Source organism: Vibrio gallaecicus (assembly GCF_024347495.1).
GTDB classification, from domain to species: Bacteria; Pseudomonadota; Gammaproteobacteria; order Enterobacterales; family Vibrionaceae; genus Vibrio; species Vibrio gallaecicus.
Genome location: NZ_AP025490.1, coordinates 2,586,685 through 2,605,717 on the forward strand (window position 1 = coordinate 2,586,685; position 19,033 = coordinate 2,605,717).

The following is a 19,033-nucleotide window of genomic DNA, read 5'->3' on the forward strand; positions in this document are numbered from 1 at the left end:
GTCACTATGACTACAATGTGTCATTAGTTACAGATTAGGCTACTTTTATCTTGGGTTAACTTCTAGTAATAATAGGATTCAATCACTAAAGCAGCACAAGGAATGGTATGTATATTTTCGGCTATGGCAGTTTAATGAATTCGTCTTCAAGACAACTCACAGGGCAAACCGGCGCAGCCATTCCTGTAATAGTGCATGGTTTAGTTAGGCATTGGAGTAAAATAGACGATAGCTACGTGCTATCCCCTTTAGTGGTCAATAAAGGTCAAGGACAAGTTAATGGCGTACTTTTAAAAGTCGATGATGAAGCACTAGATGAGTTCGATATTCGCGAACGTGGCTACCATAGAGTCAAGCTTTCTCCGGAACAAATTGAACTCAATATTGATTCAAAAAATCACGCTGAAGCTTTTGACTCACAGCAAGCCATTTGGGTTTACATCAATGATGAAGTGATTGCTCCCAGTGAGCAAAGCCCTATTGTGCAAAGCTACGTAGACACTGTCATGGCGGGATGTTTAGAAGTCTCTGAAAAATTCGCAGAACACTTCGTAACACACACTAAAGGCTGGCATCACCCTTTTGAAAATGATCGCCACCAGCCTAAATACAACAAACTTGCTGGTGTTGCAGAGCACCACCATAGTGTCATTGACGGTTTGCTGATTGATGTACGCTGCGAAGCCTAATTACGTACTCATGAGGTTTATTAACTCGTAAGCTTTAGGATCATAGTGTTCCAAATGCTAAACAGTTAAGTCGTTTAACTGTTTAGCCGTAAGCCCATCACTATTTTTTAGTCTTATAATGACTTAAAAATAATTGTGTGGTTTGCAGCGCAAGTTCATGTGATTCACTATCGGTAAGCGAAGCTTTCACACCCATAATTTGGGGCCAAAACGCACTGCCTTTTACTAAACTATGAAGCTGAGTTCCTGCAAGTACAACATCATCAATACTGAGTTTCCCTTGCTCATTTTGGGCTTCTAACCAACGAAATAAAGCCGTATCTTGCTTCGACATTTTTGCTTCTTGCTCTTTCAGTTCATCAGGCTTATAAAAATAATGCCCCAACGCCACTTTCGCTAACTCAATATAATGCGGTGCGGTCACAACTTTAATTTCACTTTCAAGCAAAGCTATCAACTGCTGTTCAAGAGGCAATAAACTCAATCCTGAAATATCATCTTCAGCCATTGCACTACGCCAAAGCTCAGACAACAGCTCCATCACAATCGCTTCTTTAGAGTTAAAGTGGTTATACACCGTTCTTTTGGATACTTTTGCCATCGCAGAAAGCTTATCCATACTAGTATTTTGCACACCAAACTCTTGAAAGGCTTGTTTCGCCGCCAGCAAAATAGATTCTCGCTTTATTTCACTACGACCTTTTTTTTTTATATTCATGAGCTTAGTTACTCTAATTCAATTCATTGATTTCTATTTTACACTAGGCAGTTTACTTTTAAAGCTTTCAATGTAAACTACACCGTATAGTTTACATTAAAAAACGAAACTGCCATGAAGAAAATACTATTAGCGACTGTAGGAGTCTTTGCCATGAGTTCATCACTGACCGCTTGTTCAAAAGTAGAAGAAGAAACCACTTATCCAAATAAGTTTACAAATACAGAGCTTGAGTATAAAAGTGGTCTGAGTGACATCCTTAGTATCGCGAAAGCTTACTTTACAACGGAGCGAGCTAACCCTACTCCCACTTTTGAATTACCTGTTCATACCATTACCGCTGAACAGTTAGTGACAGAAAAGGAAGACGCTATCTTTCGTTTAGGGCACTCCAGCGTGGCGATGAAGCTTGATAATCAATTGATCTTAACCGATCCGGTATTCAGTGATAGAGCTTCACCAGTTCAGTGGGCTGGTCCAAAACGTTTTCACAAAACACCGATTACACTAAGTGAATTACCTAACATCGATACGATTGTGATCAGCCATGATCATTACGATCACTTAGATAAAGCATCAGTCAAAGTTCTCGCAGAAAAAACCGGGCTGTTCTTAACACCATTGAAAGTTGGTCAGCTACTGATCAAATGGGGGGTGCCTCAAGAAAAAGTGGTTGAGCTTGATTGGTGGCAATCTCACACTCATAACGGTATTGAATACACACTCACACCCACTCAGCACTTCTCAGGTCGTGGGCTAACGGACAGAGATGCCACTCTTTGGGGAAGTTGGGTGATCAATGCTCAAGAGAATAAAGTCTTTTTCAGTGGCGACTCTGGCTATTTCGGTGGGTTTAAAGAAATTGGTGAGCGATATGGTCCATTTGATTTCACCATGATAGAAACCGGTGCTTATAACAGCCTTTGGTCCGACATCCACATGTTCCCAGAGGAAAGTATCCAAGCTCACATTGATTTGAAAGGCAAGGTCCTGATGCCTATTCATAACAGTACCTTTGATCTATCTATGCATGACTGGAATGAACCATTGCAACAAGCCATGGAACTGAGCCAACAAAAAAACGTGACTATGGTCAGCCCTGAAATTGGGCAAAGAATGTCATTAAGCGAACCACTTCCAGTGAATGCTTGGTGGAAAGATTAATACGTGAATTAGAACTCGGTAAATAAAGAAAAAGCGCTAGGGGGAACTAGCGCTTTGATTTCCTACTAAATCCATTTAGTAAAGGAGAACTTTTGCCTACATAATATAGACAGGGCTTAGTTTTCATATTACAAAACAAGCCTAAGAAGGATTGATATGACTAAAAGGAGCTTTAAATTAAGTATAGTCACAAACTCAAATTTCTCGCGTTTATTTGCTTCTTTTTCTCTCTTCCTATCTCAACGATTGATTCCTTTTTAAAACCAATCAAGGAGCCGTGTTTTACACTAGGATTATAGATACATATTTCAGAGAGCTATCGGGGACAACCGCCTATGAAAGCAGAAGGGATTCTTCTCTCAAGTTTATTATTTTTAGCTCTCATTGGTTTACTTGTTTTCAGCTTTAATACTTTCATTTCACGTGATGACATCATTCTTCTCTACGACGCCAAACGTTTCTTCGTTTGTTTTTTAATTCTATTCGCTTGGTGTGCTTTACTCTATTCAAACACCCTCAAACAACAAACCTATGACAGGCTCATCCACTTAAATCAAACCACCCGTATCCTGCTTACCATTATGCTGGTTGGAGCCTTGATTGCGAACACATTGAGTGAGCACCCTCTTCGCTCCCACACTGATTTCTTTTACCTGCTAAGCTTAGGCTTATTAAGCGTTTTATTTTCCATATCAGCGCAGAATCATCGAGTTCGAATTTACATTTATCTTTCTTGGATCTCTGTCTTACTGTTTCTTTCAGTGCTCACTGCATTTTGGATACGGGTTTACTATCAATTAGATACGACCATCCACTCTATTTTCGGCTTTGCTAACGCGCGTTTTCTTAATCAAATGCAAGTGTGGCTAGTGCTACCTACTTTGTATCTAGCGATAACACAGCGCAGGAAACCTCTTCTATTTAATTTTCTTAGATTAACTTTGGCGATGCATGTCGCTATTTTTATGGCGTTAGATGCTCGGGGAGTTACGATTGCAGTCACAACAGGAGTGTTACTGTGGGCGTGGCTAGACAAGCCATTGCGCGGGTTGATATTAAAGCTTCTCTGGCAAAGCATTGTATTCGGCATAATTTTAAAGCTAGTGATACTAGAGCCTTTACCTGCTTTTCTTGTCTACGGTGAACCTTTCTCTATTTCAAAAATTCGAACCGACTCTCCAGGAAGATTAGCGCTATGGAAAGAGTCATTAGAAATAGCTCAATGGTGGGGCTATGGTGGAGACGGGTTTGTTTGTCGAACATCATCTGCTTTTGGACATCCACATAATTCAGCTTTATTACTACTGGTTAACTGGGGAGTAATTCCAGCTCTAAGCTATCTATGCTTGCTGCTTTACACTTTCAAACATGTGCTCCAAAGCACACTGCGCAAAATAAGAGTCACAGGGTTAAGCTTACTGACAGGTTTTGCATACAGCTTAATTTCCGGAGTGCTCACTATGCCTTTAAGCCAATTATTAATGGCCTTAACTCTTGGTCTTTTCTGGTTCTCACTAACCTCTCGAAATAGAACCTATTCAGCCTTTAAACCTCCCCTCCCTCGGGCTGGTTCATACTTCCAAGCTTTCTTATATATCACCATCATATGTGCTGTCTTTTCAATATCGGCAATAACGTACAAAAGTTACCTGCGTATTGAGGGATACGAAAACCATGTCGCGCACAAAAAAATCTATCCGCAATTTTGGATGGGGTATAACTGTGAAAAATCACTATATTAATAAAAATTTTGATATCTAGAAAACGGTGATTAAATCTCACGTTTAACTAAGTCTCATGCTTAACAAAATATCACGGTTAGCCAGGCATCACGGCTGTTCAACAAAGCTTGAGATAGAGTCATGCACTAACGCCCTTAACCACTGGTTTTTCTCGGTATGAGCCACACCTTTACGGTAAATAAGCGAAATATCAAAATCGGCGATAGGTAATGGCGGCTCAACAGACGATAGGTGAGTTTCACCTAAGTCTATTTTTGCCATGAGTTCAGGAACAATACATAACAACGCCCTGCCAGCAATTAAGTGCCGAATAGTGAGAAAGTTTCGCGATGCTACCGCCACTCTTCGACTTAAACCTAACTCCCCTACCATTTCATCCACTTGTGTTTTCAAATGCCCATCGGGACTCACCAAGGCATGAGGATACTGAACAAATTCTTCAACACGAAATGGAGAAGACAAACTGACTTTTGTTGGATCGAACATGCATACGTGTTTTTCAGTATAAATTTTCTCAGCGGATAAAGAGGAATCCAAAGCAGGGAAGCTTCCTATCATCACATCGACATTTTCTTCAGTTAACAGCTGTTGGTAATTATGTCGGTTAGCATGCACAAAGCTCACCCGAGACTGAGGGGCAACTTGAGAAATGGCGTCAAAAAGGATTGGTGCGAAGATCAATTCTGCATAATCAGTTAGTCCAATTTTGCAGGTTCCTTGATAATGCGTTGGGTTAAACTCTTCGGTCGTAAATACGCTCATTTGTAACTGAGTAAGAGACTTTTGAATGATGGGGGCAATCTGGTCGGCTCTTTCAGTTGGTTGCATTTTATGACCTTTTCTTTCGAATAATCGGTCTCCCATGAGCTCTCTTAATTTCGCTAAGCTGTGGCTCATAGCAGACTGACTCACAAAAACTCTTTCAGCCGCTCCTGTCACGCTTCCAGTTTCATACAAAGCCATAAAAGCGACTAACAGGTTTAAATCAATACTTTTCCAATTGAACTCATTCACACCAGATCCACCCAATCAATTTTATTCATAGTTAAAATTAAAACTATCGATTTGAATCATTATAATTCATTTTTTATTCTAGCGACGATCATAAACCATCACTGAGTAAACAAAGATGTTCTCTATATTCAAAACCTTCTTTTTATTAGGTTGGGTAAGCTTTGGCGGACCTGCCGCACATATTGGCTATTTTAGAAATGCTTTCGTGGAAAAGCGTAAATGGCTGAGTGATGAAGAATACGCGCAGATTGTCGCTTTAAGTCAATTTCTGCCAGGTCCGGGGTCAAGCCAAGTTGGTTTTGCTGTGGGTTACAAAAAAGGAGGGCTGTTAGGAGCGGTATCTGCTTTTGTCGGGTTCACTCTACCTTCTGTTATTCTCATGCTGCTACTTGCCGTACTAAGTAGCCAGTTCACTGAATCATCACTCTTTCAAAGCATTATTCACGGCCTAAAGTTGTTAGCCGTTGTCGTGGTTGCCGACGCTTGTTGGGGGATGTACAAGAATTTTTGCAAAGACAAACTTACCGTCGGGTTATGTGTATTTACAGCTATTGCACTGCTTGTTGCCCCGAGCATCATGACTCAAATTGGTGTGTTGATCTTCGCTGCTCTATTAGGTAGCTATTACCTAAAAAAAGGAGAAGCAAAGCCATTTAAAACGTCTGAATTGTCATTCACTCCTCTCATTATTTTTATCTCTTTACTGATTGGATTACCTGTTGCGGCATCTTTAAGTGACTCTGTTCAATTGTTCTCTGATTTTTATCAAGCTGGCAGCTTAGTATTCGGTGGCGGTCATGTGGTTCTTCCATTACTGCAAAATATTGTTGGCGATACGGTTAGCCAAGATGCATTTTTAACAGGCTATGCGGCAGCACAAGCCGTACCGGGTCCAATGTTCACACTGGCAACCTATGTCGGTTATGAGATGCTTCCTAGTGCACCATTAACAGGAGCGTTCTTAGCGACCATCGCAGTATTTTTACCGGGCTTTTTATTACTACTTGGCGTACTTAAAAACTGGCAAGCATTGGCAAGCCAACCAAAAATTGCAGGAGCTCTGGTTGGGGTCAATGCTTCAGTTGTGGGATTACTATTAGCTGCGCTGTATATCCCTGTATTTACCAGTGCTATTTTTAGTGCTATCGACATAGCACTTGTGATCACGGGTATTTACTTACTGAAACAGCTCAAATTACCTATCGTGTACTTAGTGGCTTTCTTTGCATTATCAGGCGCTTTCATTGGTTTGATTTAAAGCTCGTTACTCACTCAGAGTAGCGTTTGGGCTTTGGGCTTTGGGCTTTGGGCTTTGGGCTTTGGGCTTTGGGCTTTGGGCTTTGGGCTTTGGGCTTAAAGATAATACCCAAACAAAAAAGAGCCTACTATTTTAGTAGGCTCTTTTATTAAACACAGAGTATTAAACGTATTTTAAGCATCGTGCATTAAACATAGAGTGGAAAGAAGCTTAAGACTCGGGTTCTGTATCTTTCGGCTTATTCGCTCTCACTTCTGCAACCGCTCTTTCCAAGTTCTCATTCGCCACTTTGTAATATGAAGGCTTTTTATCTATTGCTTGTTCTAAGTAAGGAATCGCCTTATCGGGCTTACCCTGCAGAATCAAGAAGTAACCGACATTATTCAAAGCCTCAGCAGCATCCATATGCCTCATAAATACATTAATCGCCCGCTTAATCTCCCCTTTTCCTAAGTAGATAAGCGCTAAATTATTCAGAGCATTTTCATTATTGGGTGATTTTTCAAGTGCGGCCAAGGTAAAACGTTGAGCGTCGTTATACTCACCATTCATGTAATAAGAGTAGCCCAAATTGATTAATGCTTTTACAGAGCCTGGCTTAATCTTTAACGCTTTATGCAAAAAGGCTTTGGCTATTTCATGATTAGCTTCCACGTCGTATAAAACCCCAAGCCCCATATAAGCCAAAGCTGGGGATGAATTATCGACTTGCAAATCATCAATACCTGCAACGGTTAGCTCATCACCGTCAAAAACATCGGTATTACTCAAACGCACCTGGTCTGCATTCACCGAACGGAAAAAGTAAGATCGCCCTTGCTCAATATTTCCTTGCTTGGTGTACATTGCCCCTAAATGTTCCAATACTTTAGCGTTGTTTGGGTTGTATTCCACAGACATCAAATACGCTTTCTCAGACAAGGCGAAGTTGCCGCGGGAGTAATGAATTCTCCCTATGGTATAAAGAGACTGGTCTTGATACTTCGCATCTGCAAACTCTAGAGATCGGATATATTCATAAAGTGCCAAGTCAGTATTACCGCTAGATAACGCTAAATCACCGCGGGTAATCGCCTCTTTTTCAGTAAGAGGAGCTAACTCAGAGGTAAGAGTGTCGATTGGTCGACCATCGTAGAGTACGCTATCAAAACTTTCTGGCTCAGGTTCGCTCGCACACCCCGAGATAAAAAGCACCGTGACTAACACTATCCATAGTTGTTTCATACTGACTCCTAGTTTCCAAGCGTGCTCGTAAGTGTGAGCATGGCAGGCCCGATAGCGACAATAAAGAAACAGGGCCAAATGAAAAGTAATAATGGGAAAATCATTTTCGTTGGGATTTTCGCCGCAATTTCTTCGATTTCTTGGTTTCTCTTATCTCGATAATCTTCCGTATAATCACGTAACGTTTGTGACAAACTGCCCCCTATACGTGAGGCATGAGACAGCATACTCACCAAGCCAGTAATCTCGACCACACCCGTTCTTTCAATTAAGTCCTCAAAGGCATCCGACATTTCAACACCCGCTTTGATCTTGCCGCAAACCGTATCAAGCTCATCAGCAAAATCAGGGTGAGAGATCATTAATTCATCCGCAACCCTTCTTAAAGCTGCATTGAAACCAAGACCTGATTCAGTACAAACCACCAGCAAATCGAGCGCATCAGGCACCCCACCACGTACTAACCTTTGTCTTTTATCTACGTAACGCTCAAGGATCGCGTTAGGTGTAAAGAAGCCAAGAGCAACACTGCCTATCATAGATAGATTCAAGTGCTTAAAGTCAGGGGCAAAAAAGTATAAAGAAGCTGCGCAACCCACACCAACCACTAAGAAAAAAACTTTCACGGCATAAAAAATGGTTAAAGCATTACTGTCATGAAACCCAGCATGCATAAGTTTGTGCCGAATACTTTCCCGCTCTTTGGTATCTTTTGAGGTCACGATAGGCGCGAGTGATTCTAACGTTGAATCTAAACGACCATGGCGCTTAGCTCTTGAATGAGACACTTCACCAGCCCTAAGCGATTCTAATTTTTGCTTCAGTGGAGATTTACTGCCTATCAAAAACAGCCCCAAACTCATCACGATTAAGATGCTTGCGATTAAGATGACAAATAGAAAAAATGTCTGTTCATTAAATTGTATTTCTGAAAAAAAACTGAGAAGGCTACCCATACTGTTACACCTCAAAGTTTATGATATTGCGCATCCATATCGAACCAATAAACAAACTTACGATACCAACACTAACAATGGTAAAACCTCTGGGGTCTTCATACAGAGGAGCAACATATTCAGGGTTAATAAACAATAACCCAATAAACAAAACAAACGGAGATAGCACCAGTATCCATGCTGACATTCGGCTTTCAGCTGAAATAGTTTTAATCTTCCGAGTCAGTTTAAAACGAGCTCTTAATACCTTAGACACCTTATCCAAATTTTCAGACAAGTTGCCCCCCGTTTCTTTTTGTAAAAGAACAGCACTTGAGAAAGCCAGCATCGAAACCGTCGGAGTTCGCTCCGCCATTTGCATGATTGCTAAACGTAAGTCATAGCCATAATTCAATAAATTGAAGGTATTTTTAAACTCAGTACCAATCGGATCTGGCATCTCATTACCCACCTCATTGAACGCTTGAGTCACCGGCTGGCCGGCTTGTAGCATCCTACGGATAATATCGAGCGCATCCGGAAGTTGCTCTTCAAACATGGCAAGCCGGTCTCCAATCTTCTTCTGAAGGGAAAAGTACATGATGAACCAAATGCCCACTGCCGCGGCAAGCGCCACGTACCAAAACTGCCCGAGAATCAATAACACAATCGCCGTACAGAGGCTGATCAACCCTGTGACTGAAAGGGTGTGGTTTAATGACCAATCATAGCCCGCTAACTCAATCATTTTCTTTAATGAGGAAAAAGCTTCTACACTCACGAGCTTTCTATCAAGCGGGCTTAGTCCTTTTAAGTAATGTTCTTGGAGTAGTGATCGGCTTTCATCATCTAAGTTGGATTGTGTTTCCTTCAACCTAGCCGCTAACTCTTTGTGTCTTGCTTTACTCCCAGCCGCAGGAAGTATGAGTGCCTGAGAAATAAACACCACAGCAAAGAAGAGTAAAACCAAGAAATACGTAATGTCATCACCCATAGTCTTATCTCCCTACTCGACACTTTCATTGAATAGCTCAAAGGGAAGATCGAGCCCTCTTTTCGCAAGCTGGTCATGGCAAGCTGGCACAACGCCTGTTGCCGTATAATATCCAATGATATTGCCGTCTTCATCCAAGCCTTTACGGTGGAATTTGAATATTTCAGACATGGTAATGATCTCCCCTTCCATGCCATTTATTTCTTGAATACTCACCATTCGGCGCTTACCGTCTTCTTGACGTTCCATTTGAACAACAAGGTGAATAGCCGAAGCAATTTGTGAGCGTAAGTTTTTAGCTGAAATGCTCCACCCAGCCATTGAGAACATGTTCTCAACACGGCTTAAAGCATCTCGTGGGGTATTGGCATGAATGGTCGCTAATGAACCATCGTGACCCGTGTTCATCGCCGCCAGCATATCTACCGCTTCACTGCCACGCACCTCTCCTAAGACCACTCGGTCAGGTCGCATACGTAAAGAGTTTTTAACCAGTTCTCTTTGGGATATTTCGCCCTTACCTTCAAGGTTGGCGGGGCGAGTTTCTAAACGCACTACGTGAGGCTGTTGCAATTGCAATTCAGCAGAATCTTCAATGGTAATAATGCGGTCATCACTTGGAATAAAACCTGAGAAAATATTCAAGGTGGTGGTTTTTCCAGACCCTGTACCACCGGAAATCAAGATATTCAGTTCACCTTTAACGGCGGCTTCGACAAACTTTGCCATTTCAGGAGAGATGGAATTAAAACCTAACAGGTTATCCATAGTCAGTTTATCTACCGCGAAACGACGAATTGATAATGAAGGACCATCTAATGCTAAAGGTGGGATTATGGCATTAACCCTTGAACCATCCATGAGACGAGCATCTACCATGGGTGAGGCTTCATCTATACGACGACCCACTTGGCTCACTATGCGGTCTAAAATATTTCTTAAGTGCCTGTCATCAAGAAAGGTATACGGTGTTTTCTCTAGTTTTCCGCGGCGTTCCACAAATACACTTTTCGGACCATTCACTAGAATATCCGAAACCGTTTTATCATTAAGAAGCGGTTCGAGAGGTCCTAAGCCAAAGACTTCATCTTCAATTTGGCGGACGACGCGTTTTCGCCCTTCAGCACTCATTGGGTGTGATTGATCATCTGCCATGATTTGAATGATCGCTTCGTGTAAATCTTGTTTAGCTCGGTCTTGATCTAAGCTAGACAGTAAGCCTAAGTCCAACGTTTCAAGTAAGCGCTGATGATAATAATGCTTAATTTCCAGCTCTTGCTCTAAAACCTTACGCGACTCTTCGATCTCTTTATCTTTTTCTTCAGCAGCTCGAAGTTTTTTTTCTATTCGGTTTTCAGTTCCAGAGTCATCCGATGCCGATCGACCTAGACCACTTTCATTAGGTGATGATGCTTCCTGCTCTTCTTCGACTACGTTGTTTTGAAATTCTGAATTCACATTCTTTCTTTTAAAAAACATACTCATTCCCTTTATTCGCTGACCTAAGAAGCCCTAAGAAAATAGGCGCTTAAACCAACCTTTTTTATTATCCCCAGGAGCGGCTATGGTGTGGGAAAACTCAATAACGGATCGCGAAATCGAACTGCTCTTTCTTGATTCGATAAAAGGCTTACCTAAATTCGCACTTTCTATCGCCACTTTAAAATCGTTCGGGATGATATGAATCACCACCCCTGAAACGGTTTGTTCAATATCTTTTATTTTGATCGACTGACGCTTCTCATAACGGTTAATAATCAACTCAACTTGTTCTCTTGATAGGCCAAATTCAAAAGTCAGTGACTTAGAAATTCGAGTGGTGTTTTTAATCGCGACTAAGTTTTGTTGTGATACCAAATACACTTTTGTAGCAGGAGACAAAACCGATGAGAACATGCGATCTATACCTCGAGATAAATCCACAATAATGTAAGGATAAAACTCTCTAAGCACTGGCAGTAGCTTGCCTATATTTTTAGCTTTATCGTAATCGTCATTACTGTTTTCATGCTGAAAGTTTAGTACATGTAGCCCCGATGAGTGCTTAGTCACCATTGAATCTAGTGATTCTTCATCTAAATCGCTGACACTAGAGATAGCGTCTGAAAGGCTATACTTCGGTGAGATATTTAAATAATCAGGTATCACACCAAACTGTAGGTCTAAATCTAACAAAAGCACTTCGTTCTTATGTTCAAGCGCTATTTGCAGCGCGGTATTCAGCGCAAGAGTCGATGCTCCACACCCGCCCTTACTATTCAAGAAAACAAATAGCTCACCAAGATCTCTATTTGATACCTTTTCTTCTGCCACCCCTTTTAGTAGCGGAGTAAACTCATCAAGCGTCGCTTTGTCAGAAATAAAGTCAGCCGCACCAATTCTTAATGCTATCTTAAGTGCCCCATTATCTGATTCATTTCCAAATACAATCAGGGATGCCTCAAAGTCATCACTTGGCGCTTCGTATTCTTGAAGTGACACTATTTTCTGCGCCCAATTAGGTCCTGTTTCTACAAAGATAATATCCGGTGGGGTATGTGATTTAAGAGATTCGACATCAAGGGCATGCATTGAAATCGTATCGAAAGTGATACTTCGACATTGAGACAGTTCATGGCTCATATGTAATTTAAAACGGTCATTAGAATACAAAACCCAAATGTGCAGGTTTGTTTTTAGTCTAATTGCACTGTCGTCGTTTCGAGTTAACTTCACTGCTTCTCCCATCACTATCCCCCACAGTCAAAATTGCTACCATCGTTATCATTTTTATTTGGTCTAATCACCCCCAAGCTTTCTGAAGGTAGGGTGGTTTCAAATGCAGAAACCGTTACTTCTCCGTCATTCCCAATGAAATTCAATAAAGATGTGAACTGGTAGTCATAGTTATGTATTCGAGCTCGAACATATCGAATATCGGCAAATACAGCAGTGACATCACTATCTTCATCAAGATATTCGACAACTAAGTTAGCGGATGTAAAGCCGACGGGAGCGTTATCATCAATGACAATATCGAAAATTTCTTGTTGGCTTACATTAGAAGTATTACAGACGCTTGCTAACCTTGCTGCTTTCCTTGTCATATCATTAAGCGTTTGCACTGAGTACATGTAATAACCTATCGAAACAATCCCCAAAAGAAGCAACAGTAGAAATGTCGCCACGATAGAAAACTCCACAATAGCTAAACCTTTCTGTTTTTTATTTATCCGTTTAGCCACAATCCATCTCCTTCTAGAAATGATTTATCGAAGATGCACTCATTGGAAAGGTTAAAGAAAAATCCGTAAAAGGTATTTTTTCAGCCATTTTAGGTGTGTATGAATAATTGGCGGCCACCGTAACAAGCCCTGAGCTTGAGCAAGAAACACTAACATCAGAGACCTGCATCGACTCTAATGCGGAGGTCTGCCCACCATCAATATCGCCATAAACGACAACGTTACGAATATCACTAAGCTTGTCGGTAATATCGGTACAAGTTACCCCAGCAGTTCCATAAGATTGAGTCACTGCAAATCGAGATCCGCTTTGTACCACTTTCGTTAAGTTATTGTACTGAGTGAACATATTTCCTATTTCAGAAATGCTCATGAGCAATATCAGCAACACTGGTAATGTCAGAGTAACCTCTATGGCGGCTAGCCCTTTTTGCTGCTGTAAACAACTTTTCATATTCTTCATATCAAGACTCCTCTCTCAAGGGGTCGTTATAAAGTACAATTCGAAATGCACCATCGGCACTCGGTACAAGCCCTAAGCCACCATTGGATGACGCGCAAGATTCAACAAATTCACCAAATACCGTTTGTCCACCAGAGTTATTATTGGGTGCTTGTTGAAGGAAAAAGAAACAACCAATATCTTCAACAACAAAAGATGAAACCCCGCCAGATTGCCCTGTGCAGTTGAGCATAGGCAGCGTTAGCATTCTTCGCCATGCGACACCATCGGTCTCACAATCAGAACCCACGCCACTTAAACAATCTTCCGTCTGTTCTTTATACTCAGCATAGTCATAGGTGTCGTTATAGACCACGTCTCCATCGCTATCTAATTCGGCTTCGTCTGAAGGTTGTTCCGTAACAAGATCTGGTGGGTAATCGCTGTCACTTAACCCACCTTTATATACGCCAAGGCGAGTGTTGATACCTTGTGCAGTTGGACCTGTTGATGCTCCAGGCTTGGTGATAACAGTATCTCCAATAGAAACCGATTGGGTGTATGCTCCAGCGAGCCCTTTCCTAACCGTGCTTGCCCCTGAGCCAAAATCGAGTAAATGATAGTTACCGCTTCCCATTAAACTTACAGAAGAGTCCCCTACTTTTAAGGCATATACCTCTCCTGGTGTGTAACCAAACACACCGGTGGATTCATCACCGGTACACACTCCAATAGGCACAATATTGACAGTATTCAGCGCTGAGCTAGGGCCTGCAACTGCACTGGCTGTAACCAACTTTTCCATGCCCATTGTGTCAATCAGGTATTCATCCAGATCCATTCCTGTCACTAAAACACGCGCATACACATCTAAATCAATATCAAAGCTGTTATCAGGAAATGTCAGCGGATCATTTGAAAATTGGACCTCAACCGTTGCGTTGGACATGTCCATTTCGGAGTTACCACTGGCGTTCGTTATTGCACTTAACAGGTTATTAGCAGCGGTAGTCGCTGAGGTTTCACTTCCTCCAAAATTAGCTTCATCGGCGGCGGCCAGGGCGGCTGAATCAACCGCATTTTGTAAACGTGTTAGGTTTAAGCGGTAATGGTTCACATCAATGGCAAAGGCTGCGGCAACAATCAATAACAAAAGCGCAGCGGTCATAAGGACCAGTACGATACCCTTTTGTTTATTTTTCATTGATTTAGAAAAACGTAAATCAGCTCGATATCCATGTAACATATAACCACCTAACTAGTTAAAGCCTTCTAAAACTTGGCTTTCACTACTCCCTTGCAATGAACTACTTTCTTTCCCAGTGTACGCTTGGTAAGCCCCTTCCGTTCTTTCCCCATTACCATCTGGCACTATGCCTAAATTATCTTGTGTCGCATTTGGGTCGTAGGTTTGAGCCACTCTAAGCTTTGCGACGTGACTCCCTAAAGGCGCATCATTAGCACACCCTATAAGTATGGTTGATAATCCTAAAATGACTGCTGTAATTCGTACATTCATCATAAATATCCTTATAAACTATGCCCAAAAGATCCCTCAGAACCACCACTGGAATTTTCCAAAAATTGTTCATCTTGAGGTTTTTTGGATGTGCGATTAGCAGATGAAGAGTCAATGTATGCACCCTGACCTAATAAGTAATATTTTAAGTCTGTTGGCTCTACAAATGAGTCAGTTGGAAGCGAAATATCGTTACGATCAACAGGACGGGCAAGACGTGGAGTCACCAAAATAACCAATTCAGTTTCACCAGAAATATACTCTTGGCTATTGAATAGTTGCCCCAGAACAGGAATATCACCAAAGCCCGGCATTTTACTGATTGAGTCACGCACATTCTCGCTAAGTAGACCTGCGATACCAATAGTCTGACCATCTGCAAGTTCTAGGGTGGAAGACGCACTACGACGGGTGATAGGTGGAATAAAATACGTCCCGTTCGAACCATTTGGATTTAACGTTAAGCTGCTTGCACTCGCTATTTCACTCACATCGACCGCTAAATTCAGATTGATTTTCTTATCACTTAGCACCGTAGGGATAAACTTAAGCCCAACACCATATTCTTTATATTCAATGGTGATCCCATCTTCATTGGGTACCGGAATAGGGAATTCTCCCCCAGCTAAAAATTCAGCTTTTGCGCCACTTAATGCGGTTAAATTTGGTTCAGCTAAAACTTTGGCTACCCCATTGGTTTTCGCAATATCTAATGCGAAAGTAAACAAGGTATCCCCATCAATGAAAGTGCCGAGTAAACCAGTCGAATCAATACTTGGCGCATTAAATATTGGTCCGATACTGCCGCCAATATCATCAATAATTCCGCCCCCTGATGTTGCCCCCCAAGAGAAGTTCCCATTACTCTCTAAGAAGTGAAAATTGGCATCAAAGCGTCGTACTAAACTGCGTTGAACTTCCGCTACCGTCACTTCAAGCATAACTTGCTGCGCCCCACCAATAGACATTAGGTTTATGATCCCTGTTTTTTCTACCTGCGCGCTTGCTGACTCTTCAGCTTCATCAACTTCTTGACCACCTGAATACGTTTCCGCGACCCTCAACGCCACATTCATTTTCTCTTGAGAACTAATTTGACCACTCAAGATTAAGCGATTTTGGGCACTATGAACTTGCACCGTTTCATCCGGAAGAAATTCATACAACTTTGCTTTTAGGCTATTAAGATCATGGGTGACTTCTATATTAATCGATTCAATCAATCGCCCACGGCTATCCCATGCCATTAAGTTAGTCGAGCCTAACTTTTTACCGATTAAAAACAGTTCATCGGATTTAAGCATCACAATATCAAGCACTTCAGGGTCACCCAGTGACACCCTTTTCGCTTTGCCAGAAAGCTCAACATGAGTCGATTTATGATGAGGAACTTTAACGACTTTCCCCGTTTGAGTTGAAGCTAAAACTGAAAAGCTACAGATAACCCATGTGCATACCATTGCTATTATTATTTTCATACATCACCTCAATCCCTAACTCGAACATTGGAAGATTGCGTTCCTTTGATTATCGTTACCTGCGGAGCTACGTAGCGCTTCACAACTTTTTCTTCTGGTTCGTGTGGATTTCTAAGTGTTAACTGTATTTGCCCCTTACTTTTTGCAGACAGCAGTTTCTCTGCTTCTCTAGGGGTCACTTCTAACGTCACCGCTCGTACAATAACTGGCTTGTTTTCTTTAGTTTTTGCCGTTTGGTCGACCGCTAATACTTTTATTTCTTTTAGTACTGTTTTAGTCGTTGCAGACCCCTGCCCATAACTAATCGTATTGAGAATATCGACTTTATTACCCGGCAATAGGAACCCAGCCACCCCAATCACATCATTTACCCGAATAGTGACGGCTCGTTTATTTTCAGGAATCAAAGAGGCAAGTGTTGAGCCCTCTCCAGGAGTCGTTAATCGAATACGGCTAACAATCTCACCTTGGTATATGGATGTCGCGACAACCTGACCAAGTAGTTCTTCAGCAGAAGTAAATTGGTCTTCACTTCTCCAACTTTTTTCTAGTAATTTGGTCGTAAGATGCTGCTCTTCTATCACACTGCCTGCTGCAATTTCTTGGGCGGCAATGATGACAGGCTCTCTTTCTACCACCTCTACTTCTACTTGAGGTTGTAATTGGCTATCCATCCATTGCTTTGCAAAGAAAACCGCTGCCAAACCAAATAGAATAGATAATAAAAACAATAGGATGATTTGATTTCTACTCATCGTTCTCCCCCTCCCTTACCGTCTGCTGTGAAGTACACTTCCCAAGATCTTTCCAATACAGCAGAAGAGATCACAGGCTCGACCTCTTCAAAGGCGATAATATCTCGGCTTATCCCGACAAGATCTTTGGGTAAACATGGGTAAAACCCAACGGAGTGTTGACGGTGTAGGTTCAATAATGTGTCGAATAAAGCTTCATCAAGTACGAGTGACTTGTTTGATGCCATGATGTGCCACAATTCTCGGTATTCCTCTTCGAGCAGAGGTTGGAATTGAATTTTGTAACCAAGACGTCGCAAGAAAGCAGGGTCTGCGATCGTTTCTGGGCTTAAGTTTGTTGAAAATGCGATTGTTAAAATGAAGGGGATAGAGATTTGCTGTCCATTGGGTAATGACAAGTAGTCGTAAAAATACTCCATAGGAACAATCCAGCGATTTAAGAGCGTATCGACAGGCATAGGTTGTCTGCCCAAGTCATCAATAATGAAAATACCGTTATTCGCCATCATTTGCAGAGGAGCCATCCATACACGGTTATGCTCGGTATGATTCACTTCGAGCATGTCCATAGTTAACTCACCACCGACTTGAATACTAGGTCTTTCACATAAGGTCCAACGTCTGTCGTATTGCTCTTTAAACAGAATCGTTTGAGATTGGTGATTTTCATCCACCCGCTTATGATGTTGTGGAGTGAACACTTTGATGATGTTGCCCGCTGCAAACACCGAATAAGGAATATAAACAGATGTATTTAAAGAATTAAGTAAACGTGTGGCTACATAAGTTTTACCCGTTCCGGCATCACCATACAGCAGAAGAGCTCGACCAGAGTTAATGGCAGGTCCTAAAACTGAGACCATACGATCGGCTCCCAGCACATCTTGCAGAGCAAAAGACACATCGTCTCTTCTTACTAGTTTTGCTCGTACGTCTTGAGCTTCAACCATTTGGTTATAATCTTGCATTGAAACAGGGCAAGGTCCTAAATAAGCGTCTTTATTAAAAGCAACATCCGCCTCGGACATCCCGGTTTCAGATAGCGCATAGCGAACGTTATTACTTTTATCGCTCCCAAATTGAGCTGTTGATGCTTGAAACACTTCTACTAAGGATTTCTTTCTAAGACCTGCAATTAAGTCTTCAATGATATGGCTGTTAATCCCCATTAACCGAGTTAACGTCAAAACATCCGATTTAGGATAGGCAGCTAACTGCTTTATAAGTAGATTTTCAACAACAGCTGAGGGAATTTTTAGGCTATCAAGAGAAGTGGGTACGGCCGGAGCACTCGCTTGCGGTACCAATATGTCTCTATGTTTAGCTTCTTTATTCATTTCCATAGAGGTTTCGCCTTATTGGAAATAGCTATATAACGCAAGCCCTATAACAACAACAGGCCCAAATGGCATTCTCAGTTTTTTTGAGGGTTCAGTATTAGTTATTAGGTCTTCTGATCCTTTCCCATATAAAAATACTGTTGAGTATCTATTAACCAGTAATTTAAATTGATTAGGGTTATCTGCAAGAACCTGTAAACTATATAAAGAGCCAACTATTGCACCCGAAATAAGTGTATAGAACGTAAAGCTCGGGATATTCCAAAAACCAATATAATAGCCAACTACACCAAGTAATTTCACATCCCCAGGAGCCATAGCTTTAACGAAAAAAAGCAATAACCCTATAGAAAACAATACTCCCCCCCCTAAAAGGGAGTGCATCATTGATACAGAATGAGTAAATATAATACTATTTATAGTTACCACTACTATTATTGAAATAAGCAACTTATTGGGTATTCTATTATCTCGAGCATCAAAAACAGCAATAATAAAAAACAATCCCCAGATAATAATGTCCATATCCACCCACTA

General features: G+C 41.5%; 19 protein-coding genes. 4 read left to right on the forward strand and 15 right to left on the reverse strand.

Annotation, left to right across the window (positions count from 1 at the left end; all coding sequences use genetic code 11):
• Positions 1-107: 107 nt before the first annotated feature.
• Positions 108-689 (forward strand): gamma-glutamylcyclotransferase family protein, encoded by a 582-nt coding sequence (locus OCU78_RS11175; protein WP_137373492.1) that lies wholly within the window; start codon positions 108-110, stop codon positions 687-689.
• 100 nt (positions 690-789) lie between these two features.
• Here OCU78_RS11175 and OCU78_RS11180 read toward each other — a convergent pair whose 3' ends face one another.
• Positions 790-1,407, reverse strand: coding sequence for a TetR/AcrR family transcriptional regulator (locus tag OCU78_RS11180; RefSeq protein WP_137373491.1), 618 nt, complete (start codon positions 1,405-1,407; stop codon positions 790-792).
• A gap of 114 nt (positions 1,408-1,521) precedes the next feature.
• Between OCU78_RS11180 and OCU78_RS11185 the strand changes: the two genes are divergently transcribed.
• A complete protein-coding gene (locus tag OCU78_RS11185; protein WP_290346861.1) occupies positions 1,522-2,571 on the forward strand; it encodes an MBL fold metallo-hydrolase in 1,050 nt (349 codons plus the stop codon).
• 335 nt (positions 2,572-2,906) lie between these two features.
• Complete coding sequence (locus OCU78_RS11190) at positions 2,907-4,313, forward strand: O-antigen ligase family protein (protein WP_137373490.1); 1,407 nt, start codon at positions 2,907-2,909, stop codon at positions 4,311-4,313.
• Between the two features lie 87 nt (positions 4,314-4,400).
• On the opposite strand, the gene OCU78_RS11195 is transcribed toward OCU78_RS11190, so the two are convergent.
• A complete protein-coding gene (locus OCU78_RS11195; RefSeq protein WP_137373489.1) occupies positions 4,401-5,327 on the reverse strand; it encodes a LysR family transcriptional regulator in 927 nt (308 codons plus the stop codon).
• Between the two features lie 115 nt (positions 5,328-5,442).
• On the opposite strand from OCU78_RS11195, the gene chrA reads away from it, so the two are divergent.
• Positions 5,443-6,585, forward strand: a complete 1,143-nt coding sequence (gene chrA, locus OCU78_RS11200) for a chromate efflux transporter (protein WP_137373488.1) — start codon at positions 5,443-5,445, stop codon at positions 6,583-6,585.
• Between the two features lie 210 nt (positions 6,586-6,795).
• Here the strand turns inward: chrA and OCU78_RS11205 are convergent, their stop codons facing one another.
• From OCU78_RS11205 to OCU78_RS11265, 13 genes are read right to left on the reverse strand one after another with little or no spacing between them, the layout of a single operon-like run.
• A complete protein-coding gene (locus OCU78_RS11205; RefSeq protein ID WP_137373487.1) occupies positions 6,796-7,809 on the reverse strand; it encodes a tetratricopeptide repeat protein in 1,014 nt (337 codons plus the stop codon).
• Between the two features lie 8 nt (positions 7,810-7,817).
• A complete protein-coding gene (locus OCU78_RS11210; protein WP_137373486.1) occupies positions 7,818-8,765 on the reverse strand; it encodes a type II secretion system F family protein in 948 nt (315 codons plus the stop codon).
• A gap of 4 nt (positions 8,766-8,769) precedes the next feature.
• Positions 8,770-9,738 (reverse strand): type II secretion system F family protein, encoded by a 969-nt coding sequence (locus tag OCU78_RS11215; protein WP_137373485.1) that lies wholly within the window; start codon positions 9,736-9,738, stop codon positions 8,770-8,772.
• 12 nt (positions 9,739-9,750) lie between these two features.
• Complete coding sequence (locus OCU78_RS11220) at positions 9,751-11,217, reverse strand: CpaF family protein (protein ID WP_137373484.1); 1,467 nt, start codon at positions 11,215-11,217, stop codon at positions 9,751-9,753.
• Positions 11,218-11,250: 33 nt separating this feature from the next.
• Complete coding sequence (locus OCU78_RS11225) at positions 11,251-12,465, reverse strand: AAA family ATPase (RefSeq protein WP_137373483.1); 1,215 nt, start codon at positions 12,463-12,465, stop codon at positions 11,251-11,253.
• 2 nt (positions 12,466-12,467) lie between these two features.
• Positions 12,468-12,962, reverse strand: coding sequence for a TadE/TadG family type IV pilus assembly protein (locus tag OCU78_RS11230; RefSeq protein WP_240701738.1), 495 nt, complete (start codon positions 12,960-12,962; stop codon positions 12,468-12,470).
• 13 nt (positions 12,963-12,975) lie between these two features.
• Positions 12,976-13,425, reverse strand: a complete 450-nt coding sequence (locus OCU78_RS11235) for a TadE/TadG family type IV pilus assembly protein (protein WP_137373481.1) — start codon at positions 13,423-13,425, stop codon at positions 12,976-12,978.
• A 1-nt stretch (position 13,426) separates the two neighbouring features.
• Complete coding sequence (locus OCU78_RS11240; RefSeq protein ID WP_137373480.1) at positions 13,427-14,650, reverse strand: pilus assembly protein TadG-related protein; 1,224 nt, start codon at positions 14,648-14,650, stop codon at positions 13,427-13,429.
• A gap of 12 nt (positions 14,651-14,662) precedes the next feature.
• A complete protein-coding gene (locus tag OCU78_RS11245) occupies positions 14,663-14,926 on the reverse strand; it encodes a hypothetical protein (RefSeq protein ID WP_137373479.1) in 264 nt (87 codons plus the stop codon).
• Between the two features lie 8 nt (positions 14,927-14,934).
• Positions 14,935-16,383, reverse strand: a complete 1,449-nt coding sequence (locus tag OCU78_RS11250; RefSeq protein ID WP_372264999.1) for a type II and III secretion system protein family protein — start codon at positions 16,381-16,383, stop codon at positions 14,935-14,937.
• A 26-nt stretch (positions 16,384-16,409) separates the two neighbouring features.
• Positions 16,410-17,156 (reverse strand): Flp pilus assembly protein CpaB, encoded by a 747-nt coding sequence (cpaB, locus tag OCU78_RS11255; protein WP_137373477.1) that lies wholly within the window; start codon positions 17,154-17,156, stop codon positions 16,410-16,412.
• Positions 17,153-18,499, reverse strand: coding sequence for an AAA family ATPase (locus OCU78_RS11260; protein WP_137373476.1), 1,347 nt, complete (start codon positions 18,497-18,499; stop codon positions 17,153-17,155). The genes cpaB and OCU78_RS11260 overlap by 4 nt, the downstream gene beginning before the upstream one ends.
• A gap of 12 nt (positions 18,500-18,511) precedes the next feature.
• Positions 18,512-19,021 carry an A24 family peptidase gene (locus tag OCU78_RS11265; RefSeq protein WP_137373475.1) on the reverse strand — a complete coding sequence of 170 codons (510 nt, stop codon included), beginning with the start codon at positions 19,019-19,021 and terminating at the stop codon, positions 18,512-18,514.
• Positions 19,022-19,033: the final 12 nt, after the last annotated feature.